The organism is Aeromonas mytilicola subsp. aquatica, from assembly GCF_044336385.1.
Lineage (GTDB): Bacteria > Pseudomonadota > Gammaproteobacteria > Enterobacterales > Aeromonadaceae > Aeromonas > Aeromonas rivipollensis.
Genome location: NZ_CP172298.1, coordinates 3,596,805 through 3,613,126 on the forward strand (window position 1 = coordinate 3,596,805; position 16,322 = coordinate 3,613,126).

13 protein-coding genes are annotated in these 16,322 nt (G+C 62.8%); 12 read left to right on the forward strand and 1 reads right to left on the reverse strand.

The window, feature by feature from the left end; all coding sequences use genetic code 11:
* Positions 1-17: 17 nt before the first annotated feature.
* The 11 genes from torA (at position 18) to ACFWHB_RS16530 (ending at position 13,878) form a co-directional block, all read left to right on the forward strand.
* Positions 18-2,510: a trimethylamine-N-oxide reductase TorA gene (torA, locus tag ACFWHB_RS16480; RefSeq protein ID WP_395948868.1), complete on the forward strand. Its 2,493-nt coding sequence runs from the start codon at positions 18-20 to the stop codon at positions 2,508-2,510.
* A 100-nt stretch (positions 2,511-2,610) separates the two neighbouring features.
* The gene (gene torD, locus ACFWHB_RS16485) at positions 2,611-3,279 is read left to right on the forward strand and encodes a molecular chaperone TorD (RefSeq protein WP_395948869.1); all 669 of its coding nucleotides are present in this window, start codon (positions 2,611-2,613) and stop codon (positions 3,277-3,279) included.
* A 7-nt stretch (positions 3,280-3,286) separates the two neighbouring features.
* Positions 3,287-3,655, forward strand: coding sequence for a hypothetical protein (locus ACFWHB_RS16490; RefSeq protein ID WP_395948870.1), 369 nt, complete (start codon positions 3,287-3,289; stop codon positions 3,653-3,655).
* 106 nt (positions 3,656-3,761) lie between these two features.
* Positions 3,762-5,555: a sensor domain-containing protein gene (locus tag ACFWHB_RS16495; protein ID WP_395948871.1), complete on the forward strand. Its 1,794-nt coding sequence runs from the start codon at positions 3,762-3,764 to the stop codon at positions 5,553-5,555.
* 200 nt (positions 5,556-5,755) lie between these two features.
* A complete protein-coding gene (gene acs, locus ACFWHB_RS16500) occupies positions 5,756-7,702 on the forward strand; it encodes an acetate--CoA ligase (RefSeq protein ID WP_111910404.1) in 1,947 nt (648 codons plus the stop codon).
* 286 nt (positions 7,703-7,988) lie between these two features.
* On the forward strand, positions 7,989-8,438 hold the full coding sequence (gene aroQ / locus ACFWHB_RS16505) for a type II 3-dehydroquinate dehydratase (RefSeq protein WP_005326561.1): 450 nt from the start codon (positions 7,989-7,991) through the stop codon (positions 8,436-8,438).
* Positions 8,439-8,474: 36 nt separating this feature from the next.
* Positions 8,475-8,936, forward strand: coding sequence for an acetyl-CoA carboxylase biotin carboxyl carrier protein (accB, locus tag ACFWHB_RS16510; RefSeq protein ID WP_025326015.1), 462 nt, complete (start codon positions 8,475-8,477; stop codon positions 8,934-8,936).
* A gap of 15 nt (positions 8,937-8,951) precedes the next feature.
* Positions 8,952-10,292: an acetyl-CoA carboxylase biotin carboxylase subunit gene (gene accC, locus ACFWHB_RS16515; protein WP_005326556.1), complete on the forward strand. Its 1,341-nt coding sequence runs from the start codon at positions 8,952-8,954 to the stop codon at positions 10,290-10,292.
* Between the two features lie 188 nt (positions 10,293-10,480).
* Entirely contained in the window at positions 10,481-10,729 is a 249-nt protein-coding gene (locus tag ACFWHB_RS16520; RefSeq protein WP_041204435.1) for a YhdT family protein, read from the forward strand.
* Between the two features lie 178 nt (positions 10,730-10,907).
* Positions 10,908-12,365, forward strand: coding sequence for a sodium/pantothenate symporter (gene panF, locus ACFWHB_RS16525; protein ID WP_205642311.1), 1,458 nt, complete (start codon positions 10,908-10,910; stop codon positions 12,363-12,365).
* An 88-nt stretch (positions 12,366-12,453) separates the two neighbouring features.
* The gene (locus ACFWHB_RS16530; protein WP_395948872.1) at positions 12,454-13,878 is read left to right on the forward strand and encodes a PTS transporter subunit EIIC; all 1,425 of its coding nucleotides are present in this window, start codon (positions 12,454-12,456) and stop codon (positions 13,876-13,878) included.
* Here the strand turns inward: ACFWHB_RS16530 and ACFWHB_RS16535 are convergent, their stop codons facing one another.
* The gene (locus ACFWHB_RS16535) at positions 13,879-14,751 is read right to left on the reverse strand and encodes a LysR family transcriptional regulator (RefSeq protein ID WP_395948873.1); all 873 of its coding nucleotides are present in this window, start codon (positions 14,749-14,751) and stop codon (positions 13,879-13,881) included. It lies immediately after the preceding gene.
* A gap of 100 nt (positions 14,752-14,851) precedes the next feature.
* Here ACFWHB_RS16535 and ACFWHB_RS16540 point away from each other — a divergent pair, with 100 nt between their 5' ends.
* Entirely contained in the window at positions 14,852-15,868 is a 1,017-nt protein-coding gene (locus tag ACFWHB_RS16540; RefSeq protein ID WP_395948874.1) for a zinc-binding alcohol dehydrogenase family protein, read from the forward strand.
* Positions 15,869-16,322 lie beyond the last annotated feature (454 nt).

Consider the following 16,322-nt stretch of genomic DNA (forward strand, 5'->3'; position numbering starts at 1 on the left):
GAAAGAGGAATAACAAGATGATCAATATTTCCCGTCGTGGTTTTCTGGGTGGCTTGCTGGCCAGCGGTGCCTCTGCCCTGATCGGCCCCTCCCTGCTCGGTCGCGCCGTGATGGCCGCCGAGTCTGGCGACAAGCTGGTGCAGTCCGGCTCCCACTGGGGCGCCTTCCGTGCCCGGGTGGTGGACGGCCTCTGGGTCGAGACCCTGCCGTTCGAGCATGACAAGCACCCCACAGAGATGCTCAAGGCCTTGAGTGAAGTTGTCTACAACCCTTCCCGCATCCGCTACCCCATGGTGCGGCTGGACTGGCTGCGCAAGGGCCACCAGTCCGACACCAGCGAGCGCGGCCAGAACCGCTTCGTGCGGGTGACCTGGTCCCAGGCGCTGGACTTCTTCTATCACGAGCTGGAGCGGGTGCAGAAAACCCATGGCCCGAGCGCCCTCTATGCCGGTCACTCCGGCTGGCAGTCGGTGGGCAAGCTGCACTCCGCCGGCGCCATGCTGGGGCGCGCCATGAACCTGCACGGCACCTATCTGGCCAAGGCAGGTGACTACTCCACCGGCGCCGCCCAGGTGATCCTGCCCCACGTGGCGGGGGCCATGGAGGTGTACGAGCAGCAGACCTCCTGGCCACTGGTGCTGGAGCACAGCAAGACCATAGTCATCTGGGGATCTGACCCCATCAAGAACCTGCAGGTGGGCTGGCTGGTGCCGGATCACAGCGTCTACGACTACTGGGCGCAGCTCAAAGAGAAGGTGGCCAAGGGCGAGATCCGGGTGATCAGTGTCGATCCGGTCAAATCCAAAACCCAGAAGTACCTCAATTGCGATCAGATAACCCTGAACCCGCAGACCGACGTGCCGCTGATGCTGGGCATAGCCCACAGCCTCTACAGCGAGAAGCGCCACGACGAGGCGTTCCTGAAGAACTACACCACCGGCTTTGACAAGTTCCTGCCCTACCTGCTGGGCACCAGTGACGGTCAGGTGAAGGATGCCGAGTGGGCCGCCGCCATCTGTGGCGTGCCTGCCGAGACCATTCGTGAGCTGGCCCGCGCCATGACCAGCGGCCGCACCCAGCTTATCGGCGGCTGGTGTGTGCAGCGGATGCACCATGGCGAGCAGTACGCCTGGATGCTGGTAGTACTGGCCTCGATGATTGGCCAGATCGGCCTGCCGGGGGGCGGTTACGGCTTTGGCTGGCACTACAACGGGGCGGGCACCATCACCTCCAGCGGCCCCATCATGTCCGGTTTCAGCTCTGTCATTCCCGGGGTCAAGCCGATCCATGACGGCGACTGGAAGGGTTACTCCAAATTCATCCCGGTGGCCCGTTTTGTCGACTGCATCCTCAATCCGGGCGAGACCATCGCCTTCAACGGCCAGACCATCACTTACCCCCACATGAAGATGGCGGTGTTCTGCGGCAACAACCCCTTCCACCACCAGCAGGATCGCAACAAGATGGTGGCGGCCTGGCGCAAGCTGGAAACCGTGGTCAGCATCGATCACCAGTGGACCGCCAGCTGCCGCTTCGCCGACATAGTGCTGCCAGCTACTACTACCTATGAGCGGGACGACATCGAGCAGTGGGGCTCCCACTCCAATGCCGGCATTCTGGCCATGTACAAGGTGGTGGAGCCGCTGTTCGAGGCGCGCGATGACTACGACATCTTCGCCGATCTCTGCCGTCGCTTCGGTCGCGAGGCCGAGTTCACCGGCGGCAAGAGCAAGCTGGAGTGGATCCAGAGCATCTATGACGACGCCCGCCTGCAGGGCCGCGGCATCGGCATCCGTCTGCCCCGTTTCAGCCAGTTCTGGCACGGCGAAGGCTTCGTCACCTTCCCGGCGGGCCAGCCCTGGGTGCGCCACGCCTCGTTCCGTCAGGAGCCGGATCTGGAACCGCTGGGCACCCCGTCCGGCCTTATCGAGATCTACTCCAAGACCATAGCCGACTACGGCTATGGGGATTGCCCGGGCCACCCGGTCTGGATCGAACCCTACGAGCGATCCCACGGCGGGCCGGGCAGTGCGCGTTTCCCGCTGCACCTGCAATCCTGCCACCCGGACAAGCGGCTGCACAGCCAGCTCTGCTCCTCCGATAATTACCGCGCCACTTACACTGTGCAGGGTCGCGAGCCTGTCTACATGAATCCCCTGGATGCCAAATCCCGCGGCCTAAAGGACGGGGATCTGGTGCGGGTGTTCAACGGTCGCGGTCAGGTGCTGGCCGGTCTGCTGGTGAGCGAGGACTACGCCCCCGGCGTCGTCAGGATCCAGGAGGGGGCCTGGTATGGGCCACAAGAGGGCGGCAAGGTGGGCACCCTTTGTACCTATGGGGATCCCAATGTACTGACCGCCGACATCGGCTCCTCCAGCCTGGCGCAGGCCACCACGGCCCACACAGCACTGGTGGAGATCGAGAAGTTCAGTGGACAGGCGCCCGCCGTCACCGCCTTCGGCGCGCCTGAGTCGGCCAAGGGCATAGACCCCATGTTCCCGGCGCTCTGACCCAGGGGGGAACGAAAGCGCCCCCTTGAGTTTCCTTTATTTTTAAAGTCGTTAGAATCGGGAGCCATCAAGGCTCCCGATTGCCATCCACGGAGGAAAAATGCAGGAATTTATGGCTACCAGCGAACGCCGGGCCCAACTCTACTGGTGGTTCTCCACCCTGTTTGCCGCCGAACTCAGTGATGAGCAGATCGCCGAATATGACACCTATGACGTGCGAAGCTTCCTGAAAAGCCTCTCCACTCTGGATCCCATGCGCGAGGCCGTGGCCGAACTCAATGACGCCATCGCCCGCCTGCTGGTGCGCACCGATCGCCAGCTCGAACTGGCAGCCGATTTTGCCGGCCTCTTCCTGGTCGATCCCAAGCAGGGGGCCCTGCCCTACGAGTCCCTTTACCGGGGCGATGCCAAGCTGCTGATGCAGGCCCCCATGGCCGAGATGCAGGCCCGCCTGGATCGCCTCGGCATTAATGTCAGCGACAAGTACAAGGAGCCCGCCGATCACCTGGCCATAGAGCTGGATCTGATGGGCAACCTCATCATACACGCGGCGGAAGCGACCACCGCCGCCCAGCGGGAGAGCTGGCTCGGGGAGCAGGAAGCACTGCTGCACGAGCATCTGCTGGCCTGGTTCCCGCGCTTCGAGGCCGCCTGCCGCGCCGCCGACCGGTTTGGCTTCTACGGCGCCAGCGCCCGGCTGCTGGGGGTCTTCCTCACCATGGATGCCAACTACCTAAGCCTGGTCAAGCCGGCGCAGTCTGCCGACTAAGCCTCGCATGAAAACAGCCCTGCTTCTTATTGCATGCTGGCTGCTGGCCCTGATCCCGCTGGATCAGGGCCTGACCCCCCTCGCCGTCCTGCTGTTTCACCCGGACAGGGAACTGTACGGCGCCGCCCAGCTCACCGGCTTTGGCGGTATCCTGCTCACCCTCTACCTTGCCAATCTCGGTGTCGAGGTGGTGCTGCGCCGCCGCTTCCAGATAGCGGGCATGCTGACCCTGCTGGTGGCCTGGGTAGACTTCATCAACAGCAGCGGCAGCGAGACGCACTTTCTGCTGCTCTACCTGCTGGCCCTGCCGTTCCACCTGCTCGGCTGGCTGGTACTGGTGCGCGGCATTCAGGCATTCGGCCGCCAGAAAGGCTGACATCCCGTTGATTTAACATCACTCCCAGACTTTCTCTCCCTCTTGAAACTTCCTGCCATACTGTCACAGTCATCTAAATGACAAAGAAATCAATTCAGGAGCCGCCATGGAAAAAGTGCTACCCGAATCGGTTCAGACACTGCATTTGTCAGGCCCGTTATTCCTTCATGAATGGCAACAACTGTTCGAGCTGGCACCCTTTGGGATAGGGGTCTTCGATCGTGACTTCAGGTGCCGTGGCGTCAACGGTATCTTCACCGAGCTGAGCGGTCTGGCCCAGGGGGATCACCTCGGCAAGACGCTGTTCGACATCACGCCGGCCCAGGCCCCCATGCTGCTCCCCCGGCTCAAGCAATTGCTCCATGGCGTCCCCCGGGCCGAGCTGGATCTGGGCTGCATCCATGTCTCCCGCCCCGGCGGGCCGAGGCGCTGGCAGATGAGCTGCAGCCCCCTGGTGGATGCCGCTGGGATCTTCAATGGCATCTTCCTCATCGCCCGCGATCTCACCCAGGATCCCCGCGCCTACCTGGGCGTGACCCGCTTCACCGGGGAGATCCAGGAGACCAGCAACCAGCACGCACAGCGGCTCTACCAGGCGGAAGCCAGGCTCCACCACCTCTCCTATCACGACCCCCTCACCGATCTTGGCAACCGCAACCTGTTGCAGGAGCGGCTCGAACTGGAGATAGAGACGGCCCGCCTGAACAAGCAGGCCCTCGCCCTGCTGTTCATCGATCTCGACGGCTTCAAGCTGATCAACGACAACCTGGGACACAGCGCCGGGGATCTGCTGCTCAAGCTGCTGGCACAGCGCATCCGCCACAGCCTGCGCCCGGGGGATCTCGCCACCCGGCTAGGCGCAGACGAGTTTCTGGTGCTGCTTCCCGACGTCCGGCAGCCCCAGGACCTGGTGGAGCTGATCGAGCGGCTGCAACACAGGCTCCACGATCCGGCCGACATAGGGCAGGAGCGGGTGAGGCTCTCGGCCAGCATAGGCGTCGCCCTCTACCCGGAGCATGGCCTGACCCCGGACGGCCTCATCAGTGCGGCGGACAATGCCATGCATGAGGCCAAGCGCCGGGGCCGCAACGGCTATCTGTTCTACTCTCCCGGCATGATGGCCCAGATGAGGGAGCGGATGGCCCTGGAGCAGGGGCTGATCAAGGCCATGGAGCAGCAGCAGTTCCGCCTGCTGTACCAGCCCATGACGGATCTGGCCAATGACAGCCTCAGCGGCCTCGAGGCCCTGGTGCGCTGGCAGCACCCGAGCGAGGGCATGATTTCTCCCGCCCGCTTCATTCCGGTGGCCGAGGAGTGCGGTCTGATAGAGCAGTTGGGGGAATGGGTGATGCGCACCGCCTGCCAGCAGGGACAGCGGTGGCTGGCGGAAGGGTTCGCCGTGCCCAGGTTGTCCGTCAATGTATCGGTCAGGGAGATGCGCTCCCCCGACTACGTGGACAGGGTCACCGCCATCCTGGCGCAGACCGGCTTCCCGGCAGAGCGGCTGGAGATAGAGGTCACCGAGAGCATCATCCAGAGTGTGGATCAGAGCCTGAGTCTCTTTACCCGCCTCAAGGCGCTGGGAGTGCAGATCGCCATCGACGACTTTGGCACCGGCTTCTCCTCCCTGAGCCTGCTCAAAAGCCTGCCCATAGACCGCATCAAGATAGACAGGGCCTTCGTCCAGGCGCTGCCCGACGACAAGCACAGCCGGGAGCTGTGCCGCACCATAGTCAGCCTGGCCGACAGCCTCGGCATGGCGGTCACGGCGGAAGGCATAGAAACCCAGCCCCAGCGCCAGTTCTTGCAGTCTCTGCGCTGCGAGGAGGGCCAGGGCTACCTGTTCAGCCACCCCCTGTCAGAACCCCACATGACCTCCATGCTCGCCCCCCAGCGCTGACAATGGCCGCCTCAAGGGACCCAATGAAGAAGGGAGCTCCAGGCTCCCTTCTCTTTATTCCCTTCAGCTTGCTCCCGTCAGGGCCCGCTCACAGGCGCCCCTCCTCCTCTCGTCGCTATCCAAAAGTCTAATTGCCCTCCCGTGCCAAAGGTATAAGTTGTTACTCAATCATTACAAAAATGTATTCACAGGAGTGAGAGATGAGCGAGAGCAAGGTCTATCCGGTCAAGGCCCACATAGGTAGCGACGCCCTGCTGGACAAGGAAGGTTATGAAGCCATGTACCAGGCGTCGGTGCAGAACCCGGACGCCTTCTGGGGGGAGCAGGGCAAGATCCTCGACTGGATGACCCCCTACACCCGTGTCAAGAACACCTCCTACGATCCGGGCCACGTCTCCATCAAATGGTACGAGGATGGCCTGCTCAACGTGTCGGCCAACTGCCTGGATCGCCATCTGGCCGAACGGGGTGACAAGGTCGCCATCATCTGGGAAGGGGACAACCCGGCCGAGGATCGCAAGCTGACCTATCGCGAGCTCCACGGCGAGGTGTGCAAGTTTGCCAACGTGCTCAAAGCCCAAGGGGTCAAGCGCGGCGACATGGTCTGCCTCTACATGCCCATGGTGCCGGAGGCGGCCATCGCCATGCTGGCCTGTACCCGCATCGGCGCCGTGCACAGCATCGTCTTCGGCGGCTTCTCGCCGGAGGCCCTCTCGGGTCGCATCATAGACTCGGGCTCCTCCATCGTCATCACAGCCGACGAGGGCCTGCGCGGCGGCCGCCCCATCCCCCTCAAGAAGAACGTGGATGAGGCGCTCACCCACCCGGATACCCGGGTCAACAAGGTGATCGTCCTCAAGCGCACCGGCGGCAAGGTCGCCTGGCATGACCACAGGGACATCTGGTGGCACGACGCCGTCGCCGCTGCCAGCCCGGATTGCCCGCCCGAAGCCATGGGCGCCGAGGATCCCCTGTTCGTGCTCTACACCTCGGGCTCCACCGGCAAGCCCAAGGGAGTGCTGCACACCACGGGTGGCTACCTGGTCTATGCCGCCCTCACCTTCAAGTACGTGTTCGACTATCACGAAGAGGACATCTACTGGTGTACCGCCGACGTGGGCTGGGTCACGGGTCACTCCTACCTGGTCTACGGGCCGCTCGCCAACGGCGCCACCACCCTCATGTTCGAAGGGGTGCCCAACTACCCGGCCACCAACCGCATGAGCCAGGTGGTGGACAAGCACCAGGTCAGCATCCTCTATACCGCACCCACCGCCATCCGCGCCCTGATGGCCAAGGGCAAGGAGGCCATCGAAGGCACCTCCCGCGCCAGCCTGCGCATCATGGGCTCTGTGGGGGAACCCATCAACCCGGAAGCCTGGGAGTGGTACTACCGCACCATAGGCGACGAGCGCTGCCCCATAGTCGACACTTGGTGGCAGACCGAGACAGGCGGCATCCTGATCAGCCCCCTGCCCGGCGTCACCGCCCTCAAGCCCGGCTCCGCCACCCGTCCCTTCTTCGGGGTGCAGCCGGCCCTGGTGGACAACCTGGGTGAGCCGCTGGAGGGCGCCACCGAGGGCAACCTGGTGATCACCGACTCCTGGCCGGGTCAGATGCGCACCGTGTTCGGCGATCACGAGCGCTTCGAGCAGACCTACTTCTCCACCTTCCCCGGTCGCTACTTCACCGGCGACGGTGCCCGTCGCGACCAGGATGGCTACTACTGGATCACGGGTCGGGTGGATGATGTACTGAACGTCTCCGGCCACCGCATGGGTACCGCCGAAATTGAATCGGCCCTGGTGGCCCACCCCAAGATAGCCGAGGCGGCCGTGGTGGGCGTCCCCCACGAGATCAAGGGTCAGGGCATCTACGCCTATGTCACCCTGATCGCCGGGGAGGAGCCGAGTCGCGAGCTGCATAAGGAAGTGAAGGAGTGGGTTCGCAAGGAGATAGGCGCCATCGCCACCCCGGATGTGATCCACTGGGCCGAGGGCCTGCCCAAGACCCGTTCCGGCAAGATCATGCGCCGGATCTTGCGCAAGATTGCCACCGGCGAGACCGACAGCCTGGGGGATATCTCCACCCTGGCGGATCCAGGTGTGGTGGACAAGCTTATCCGCGAGAAGTCGGAAGCGGCCTGAGTCCTCTCCCACCTCTCTCGACAAAGCCGGCCTTGTGCCGGCTTTGTCGTGTCTGGAAAGCCTGAAGAGGCGGGCATTGCGGCAGAGCGGCTCCGCGCACCAACATGCTTAATAAATGGCCAGATGTAGAGATTAGACCAGTAAAATGCTGCTAATTTTCACGAAATCAATATAATTGCGAAATCTGTGTGCCAGGGCACACCGAATTGTGCAGAAAGTGGCTAGATTTTTGGTGGTCCACAGATAGCTGATAGATAGCAGCATAATCATCGAGGATGTACTCAATATGTCGCAACATCACCGAATTCTCCTGCTCAACGGTCCCAACCTGAATCTGCTGGGCAAGCGGGAGCCGGGAATCTACGGCAGCAAGACGCTCGATGAGATCGTCGCCGATCTGAGCCAGTACGCCAACGAACTCGGTGTCACCCTGGAACACCTGCAATCCAATGCCGAACATGAGTTGGTCGGCCGCATCCATCAGGCCATGGGCCAGGTGGATTTTATCATCATCAACCCGGCCGCCTTCACCCACACCAGCGTCGCCCTGCGCGATGCCCTGCTGGGCGTGGCCATCCCCTTTATCGAGGTTCACCTGTCAAACGTTCATGCCAGGGAACCCTTCCGTCATCACTCCTATCTGTCTGATGTCGCCAAGGGGGTCATTTGTGGGCTGGGTGCCGATGGCTACCAATTCGCTTTAACCGCGGCCGTGCATCAATTGCGCGCGGCTTGATAATCACTGATCAGATAAAGAAGAAAGAGAATGCTAATGGATATCCGCAAAATCAAGAAGCTGATTGAACTGGTTGAAGAGTCCGGCATCGCCGAGCTGGAAATCTCCGAAGGGGAAGAGTCCGTTCGCATCAGCCGTAATTTCTCCGGCCAGGTTAGCGTTGCCCCGCAGATGATGATGCAGCCGGCACAGGTTCAACAAGCCGCCGCTCCGGTCGCCGCTGCCGCACAGGCCGCTGCCCCTGCTGCCGATGCCGCCCCGAGTGGCCATCTGATGCGCTCCCCCATGGTAGGCTCCTTCTACCGCTCCTCCAGCCCGGAAGCCAAGCCATTCGTGGAAGTCGGTCAGCACGTCAATGTCGGCGATACCCTGTGCATCGTCGAAGCCATGAAAATGATGAACCAAATCGAGTCTGACAAGGCCGGTGTGATCAAAGCGATCCTGGTTGAAAATGGTCAGGCCGTCGAATTTGACGAGCCGCTGTTCATCATCGAATAAGGGAAGACGCCACCCATGTTGGACAAAGTAGTCATCGCCAACCGCGGTGAAATTGCCCTGCGGATCCTGCGCGCCTGCAAAGAGCTCGGGATCAAGACAGTGGCCGTTCACTCCACTGCCGATCGGGAGCTCAAGCATGTGCTCCTGGCCGACGAAACCATCTGTATCGGCAAACCCGCCAGCGGTGAGTCCTACCTCAACGTGCCGGCCATCATAGCCGCCGCCGAGGTGACCGGTGCCGTCGCCATCCACCCGGGCTACGGCTTCCTCTCCGAAAACGCCGACTTTGCCGAAGTGGTCGAGAAATCCGGCTTCATCTTCATAGGCCCGCGCGCCGAGACCATTCGCCTGATGGGTGACAAGGTTTCCGCCATCGAAGCCATGAAGAAGGCGGGCGTACCCTGCGTACCCGGCTCCGACGGCCCGGTGGACAACGATGCCAAGCGCAACGCCACCATCGCCAAGCGGATCGGCTACCCCGTGATCATCAAGGCCGCCGGTGGCGGTGGTGGTCGTGGCATGCGCGTGGTGCGCAACGAGTCAGAGCTGGCCGCCGCCATCGCCCTGACCAAATCCGAAGCGGGCCAGTTCTTCAAGAACGACATGGTCTACATGGAGAAATACCTGGAGAACCCGCGCCACATCGAGATCCAGGTGCTGGCAGACGGCCAGGGTACCGCCCTCTATCTGGGTGAGCGGGACTGCTCCATGCAGCGCCGTCACCAGAAGGTGGTGGAAGAGGCACCGGCACCCGGCATCACCGAAGAGATGCGCAAGTTCATCGGTGAGCGCTGCGTGCGCGCCTGTCTCGAGATCGGCTACCGCGGTGCCGGAACCTTCGAGTTCCTGTACGAGAACGGCGAGTTCTACTTCATCGAGATGAACACCCGGATCCAGGTCGAGCACCCGGTCACCGAGATGGTCACCGGCGTGGATCTCATCAAGGAGCAGCTGCGCATCGCCGCCGGCCAGCCCCTGTCGATCACCCAGCAGGACATCCGCATCCGTGGCCATGCCATCGAATGCCGGATCAACGCCGAAGATCCGGCCACCTTCATGCCGTCTCCAGGTCTCATCCAGCGCTTCCACGCGCCGGGTGGTCTGGGTGTGCGTTGGGAATCCCACATCTATGCGGGTTACAAGGTGCCGCCCTACTACGATTCCATGATCGGCAAGCTGATCTGTTACGGCGAGAACCGTGACATCGCCATCGCCCGCATGCGTCACTCTCTCGACGAGCTGGTGGTGGAAGGGATCAAGACCAACATCGCCCTGCAAAAAGAGATCATGAAGGACGAGAACTTCCAGCACGGTGGTACCAACATCCACTACCTGCACAAGAAGTTGGGTCTGTAAGAGGTGCCAGGACCCGATAACTTGCCGCACGGTGGCATTAACAGCCACCATCTGCACAAGAAGTTGGGTCTGTAAGGACTCTTCAACAGAGATTGTCCGGTCCCTCCGGATCGGCAACGAAAAAAGGGCCATGGCGACATGGCCCTTTTTTGTTATCCTTGCGCCCCTCAAAATTGTCGGAGGCCAAGGTGAATCGTTTCGCGCTCGCCCGTCGGGAAGCAGCCCTCTGTCTGTTGCTGACCCTGCTCTATTTCGTTGCCTGGTATGGCACCGCTTATTTCATCCCGGAAGAGCTGGAACTCTGGGATATGCCGCTCTGGTTCCTGCTCAGCTGCATGCTGATGCCACTGCTGTTTATCGGCCTGTGCGCGCTCATGGTGGACCGCCTCTTCATCGACATACCTCTCGACACCGAGGAGCCTCCCCATGAATCCTGAGCCGCGCAGCAAACCCATGACGCCCTGGTTGAGCGAGATCAACCTGTCTATCGGCACAACGCTCGACACCGAGGAATCTCTCCCATGAATCCTGAGCCGCGCTGCGAACCCATGACTCCCAGGTTGAGCGGGTTCAACCTGTCTATAGACACAACGCTCGACACCGAGGGATCTCTCCATGAATCTTGAGCTGATGCTGCCGCTCTTCATCTACCTGGTGCTGGTGCTGGGGGTCGGCTTCTGGGCCGGTCGCCACCGCGCCGGTGGTGACTTCGTGCAGGAGTACTTCATCGGCAACCGCAGCATGGGCGGCCTGGTGCTGGCCATGACCCTGGTGGCCACCTACACCTCGGCCTCCTCCTTTATCGGCGGGCCCGGTGCCGCCTACAAGATAGGCCTGGGCTGGGTGCTGCTGGCGATGATCCAGCTGCCCACCGTCTGGCTCACCCTGGGGGTGCTTGGCAAGAAGTTCGCCATCATAGCCCGTCGGGTCAATGCGGTGACCATCAACGACATGCTGTGGGCCCGCTACCGCAGCAAGTGGGTGGTGGTGCTGGGCTCGGTGACCATCATCCTCGCCTTTATCGCCACCATGGTGGTGCAGTTCATCGGCGGCGCCCGCCTGCTGGAAACCGCCACCGGCCTCAGCTACCAGCAGGGGCTCTTCCTGTTTGCCAGCTGCGTGCTGCTCTACACGGTGATCGGCGGCTTTCGCGCCGTGGTGATGACGGATGCCCTGCAGGGCATCATCATGCTGATAGGCACGGGTGCCCTGCTGGCGGGGATACTGATTGCCGGTGACGGCCTGCCGAACCTCATCCACCAGCTCAAGGTGATAGATCCCAAGCTGGTGAGCCCGACCGGCGCCGGTGACATGCTGACCCAGCCCTTCATGCTGAGCTTCTGGATCCTGGTCTGCGTCGGTGTGGTGGGGCTGCCCCACTCCGCCCTGCGCTGCTTCGGCTACCGCGACAGCAAGGCGCTGCACAGAGGCATCCTCATCGGCACAGTAGTCAGCGCCCTGCTGATGCTGGGCATGCACCTGGCTGGCGCCCTGGGCCGCGCCATCCTGCCCGGCATGGACAGCCCGGACAAGATCATGCCCTCCCTGATGATGGAGGTGCTGCCCCCCTGGCTGGCGGGGGTCTTCCTGGCGGCCCCCATGGCGGCCATCATGTCCACCATCGACTCCCAGCTGATCCAGGCCTCGGCGACCCTGGTCAAGGATCTCTACCTCAACTACCTCAATCCTCGCCAAGAAAAGCTGGAGGTGCGCATTCCACGGCTCTCCCTGCTCTGCACCCTGATCCTCGGCACGCTAGTGCTGCTGGCGGCGCTGCAGCCGCCAGAGATGATCATCTGGCTCAACTTGCTCGCCTTCGGCGGTCTGCAGGCGGTCTTCCTCTGGCCACTGGTACTCGGCCTCTACTGGTCGCGGGCCAACGGCCCCGGGGCGCTGGCCAGCATGGTGTCAGGCATTGTCTGCTACGGGGCCTTGAGTCAGTGGGGGATCAAGCTGGCCGGCCTGCACGCCATAGTGCCCAGCCTGGGGCTCGGGCTGGTGGCCTTCATCCTGGTCAGCCTGCTGACCCCGCCTCCGGATCAGTCGGTTCGCCGATTGTTTGATCAGAAATAAGAAAGGAGCCAATAAAGGGGCTCGCACCTATTCCCAAATGGGTGCGAGTGGGTAAAATGTGCGCCACGTCACAAAATGCCGCGCCCTTATGCCAGTTCAGAACGCCAGAAAGATCCTGACCCAGTCCCTGCAACGGCTCGGTTATGCCCTGTTGCTGCCTGTTTCCATTCTGCCGCTGGCGGCCCTGCTCTATCGGCTCGGCCAGCCGGACGTGCTGGATCTGGCGGTGCTCTCCCTGGCCGGACGTGCCCTCTTCAGTCAGATGCCGCTCATCTATGCGGTGGCCATCGCCTTCGGGCTGAGCCGACAGGGGCAAGGGGCACAGGCCCTGGCTGGCGCGGTCAACTTCCTGCTGCTGAGCTCGGCGCTCGCCACCCTGCAGCCCGGCCTCCATGCGGACATGATCTGCGGCCTGCTGGCAGGCCTGACCACCGCCATGGTCTGCTCCTGGACCCGCAACCTCTCCCTCCCCGGCTGGTTGCGACCGCTGCAGGAGGAGCTGCCCGGCCTGCTGCTCTCGGCCCTGGCCAGCCTGCTGCTGGTCGTGCCCCTGGCCCTGCTCTGGCCCCTGCTGGAGCAAGGCATCACGCTGCTCGCCTCCGATCTGCTCACCACGCCGTTTGGCGCCTTCTGCTACGGCGTGCTGAACCGGCTGCTGATCCCCCTCGGCCTGCACCAGGTGCTGGGCAGCCTGATGGGGCTGGGGGAGAGCAACCTGCAGGCGCTCTCCGCCGCCCAGCCGCTGCACGAGGGCTATGTGGCGGGTCTCTATCCCGTCATCATGTTTGGTCTGCCCGGCGCCTGTTTTGCCATCTGGCTCCATCGCCAGCGGATGCGGCGCCTGCCGCAGGGGGGCTTGCTGCTCACCCTGGCACTCACCTCGGCCCTGGTGGGGATCACCGAACCCATCGAATTCCTGTTCGCCTTCACCGCCCCCTGGCTGTTCCTGGCCCATGCCCTGCTGACCGGGCTGTCGCTGGCCATCTGCAGCGGGCTCGGCATCCAGGTGGGCAGTTACTTCTCCGCCGGGCTGCTGGATCTGGTGCTCAGCTACGGCTCGGGTGAGCACAGTTTCTGGCTCATTCCCCTCGGCATACTGTTCTTCGTCATCTATGCCCTGGTGTTCTCCCGGCTGCTTGAATACGCCCCCCTCAGCCTGCCGAGCAAGCCCATCGCCGAGGATCTGCCCCAGCTCGCGGCCGTGGCCCCCACGGATCCGCAGATGCTGGCCATCCAGTACCTCAAGATGCTGGGGGGCATGGACAACCTGCAGGCCATGAGCGTCTGCCTGACCAGGCTCAGCCTGCGGGTGCGGGAGATGACGCTGGTGGATCAGTCCCGTCTGGCCAGGCTCGGCTGCCTCTCCTGGATAGTCCTGAATGACCATCAGCTGGTGCTGGTGCTGGGCCCCAACGCCGGCCTGATCGAGGGGCAGATCCGCATGCTGGCAGAGCGCCAGTCGGTCCCCCTCGGCCTCGAGCCCGGTCAGGCCCCCCTCGGCCAGCACCGCTGATCAGGCGAAGGGCAGCCGCTCGGCGACGAAGTCCATCAGGCTGCGCAGGGCGGGCGCCAGGTGCTCGCGGCTCGGATAGATGAGGTAGAAGGGATTGGGCGGTATGGGGTGAGCTGGCAGCACCTTCAGCAGGCGCCCCGCCGCCAGATCCTCCCGGCAGACATGATCCGGCAACAGGGCTATTCCCCCCTCGTGGAGCGCCAGCTCCCTCAGCGCCAGCAGGCTGTTGCTGAGGCAGGCACCCTGAGGTCGCCAGCCCCCCTCCTGCAGTGGCCACAGCGGCAGCGCCCCATGCACCAGGCAGGCATGATCTCCCAGCTCCGTCAATTGTTGCGGCGTGCCATGGCTCGCCAGATAACCCGGGGCCGCCACCAGATGGCGTGCCACCTGGCCGATGCGCCGGCAGATGAGGCTGGAGTCTTTCAGCGGCGCCGCCCGCAGCGCCAGATCGTAACCCTCCCCCACCAGATCCAGCTGCTCGTCACTCAGGGTCAGCTCCAGTACCACCTCGGGGTAGAGGGCGCGAAACTGGGCCAGGATCCGGCCAAGCAGCAGGGTGCCCGTGGCCTCGGGGGCTGTGATCCGCACCCGGCCCGCCGGGGCCGAGCGCAACCTGGCCATGGCCAGATTGGCGCTGCGCGCCAGGGCCAGCAGGGACTGGCAATGCTCCACATAGACCTCTCCCTGGGGGGTCAGGCTCAGTCTGCGGGTGGTGCGCTGCAACAGCCGCACCCCGAGCCGGGACTCGAGGCGCGAGATCTTCTGGCTCACCGAGGACTTGGGCATGCCGAGCACCTCGGCCGCCCCGGTAAAACTGCCCTGCTCCACCACGGTAGCGAACAGCCCCATCAACTCCAGTTCGACATTGTTCATATATACAAACAGTCTGTCCCAATTACCCATCTTAATCTTAATAATCAACCAGACTAGACTCTCTGGCAATCCCACTCATACCGATTTGAAAGGAACTGCCATGAAAGCCATCGCCCTCACCCATTATCTGCCAAGCGATCACCCCCACTGCTTCATCGAGACCGAGCTGCCGGATCCGACCCCGGGCCCGCGCGACCTGCTGGTACGGGTCAAGGCCACCTCCATCAACCCGGTTGACACCAAGGTGCGCGCCCCCAAGGCCAAGGTTGAAGCCACGCCCCGCGTGCTGGGCTGGGATGCCGTGGGGGAAGTGGTGGCCGTGGGCAGCGAGGTAACTCTGTTCAAGGCGGGGGACAGAGTCTGGTATGCCGGCGACATCAGCCGCCCCGGCAGCAACAGTGCCCTGCAACTGGTGGATGAGCGCATCGCCGCCCTCGCCCCCAAGACCCTGAACGACCTGGAAGCCGCCGCCTTGCCGCTGACCGCCATCACCGCCTGGGAAACCCTGTTCGACCGCATCGGCCTCACCAGCGAAAGTACCGGGCGACTGCTTATCATAGGTGGTGCCGGCGGCGTCGGATCCATCGCCATCCAGCTGGCCCGCCAGCTCACCAAGATGGAAGTGATCGCCACCGCCTCCCGGCCTGAAACCCGTGACTGGTGTCTGGCCATGGGCGCCCACCAGGTAGTGAGTCATCACAAGCTGCAAGAAGAGCTGGCCGGCCTTGGCATCAGCCAGCTCGATGCCATCTTCTGCACCAATGCCACCGAGCAGCACTGGAACGCCATGGCTAGCCTCATTCGCCCCTTCGGCCACATCTGCACCATCGCCGAGTCCAGCGAGCCCTGGGATCTGGGTCTGCTCAAGGCCAAGAGCGTCACCTTCAGCCAGGAGTTCATGTTTACCCGCTCCCTGTTCCAGACCCCGGACATGATAGAGCAGCACAAGCTGCTCGGCCGGGTCGCCGCCCTGCTGGACCAAGGGGTGCTCAAGAGCACGCTCACTCGCACCCTGCCCGAACTGACCCCGGCCAGCCTGGCACAGGCCCATCGCGAACTGGAAGCAGGCCGCATGGTGGGCAAGCTGGTGATCGACATGAGCGGCTTCGCCAGCTGAGACTCCCTGCAGCCATGCAACCTATTCCCTTATAGGTAAAAAATGCACCATCATGGGGTGAGATCACCAGTGACAAGCCCCAAGAGTGCACAGCCCCGCCGCCAATCTGCGCCCCTGGCGGGGCCTTCCCCCCGAAAAAACCATAAAAAAGAGGCCATCCCGCCGGGATGGCCCTCAAAACCTGAACGTTGGGGTAACAATCACACACATATCCTTATGCAGGACATGTGTAACTTTGCAGATTGCGTGCCAATGTCTGCTTTTACCCGCAAAATGACCGTTTTTCGGCGCACCGGCATAAAAAAAGCCACCCTAAGGTGGCTGAAAAAGATGACGGAACTTCATAGAGCAAAGCATTCAGCGGGAACAAGTTGCTTCCCGTCACCCAGTAAGGAATACATTAACCGTGCCAACTTGGCAGAGTTGCCTTCCTTCCCCATCCCATCATGGGCAA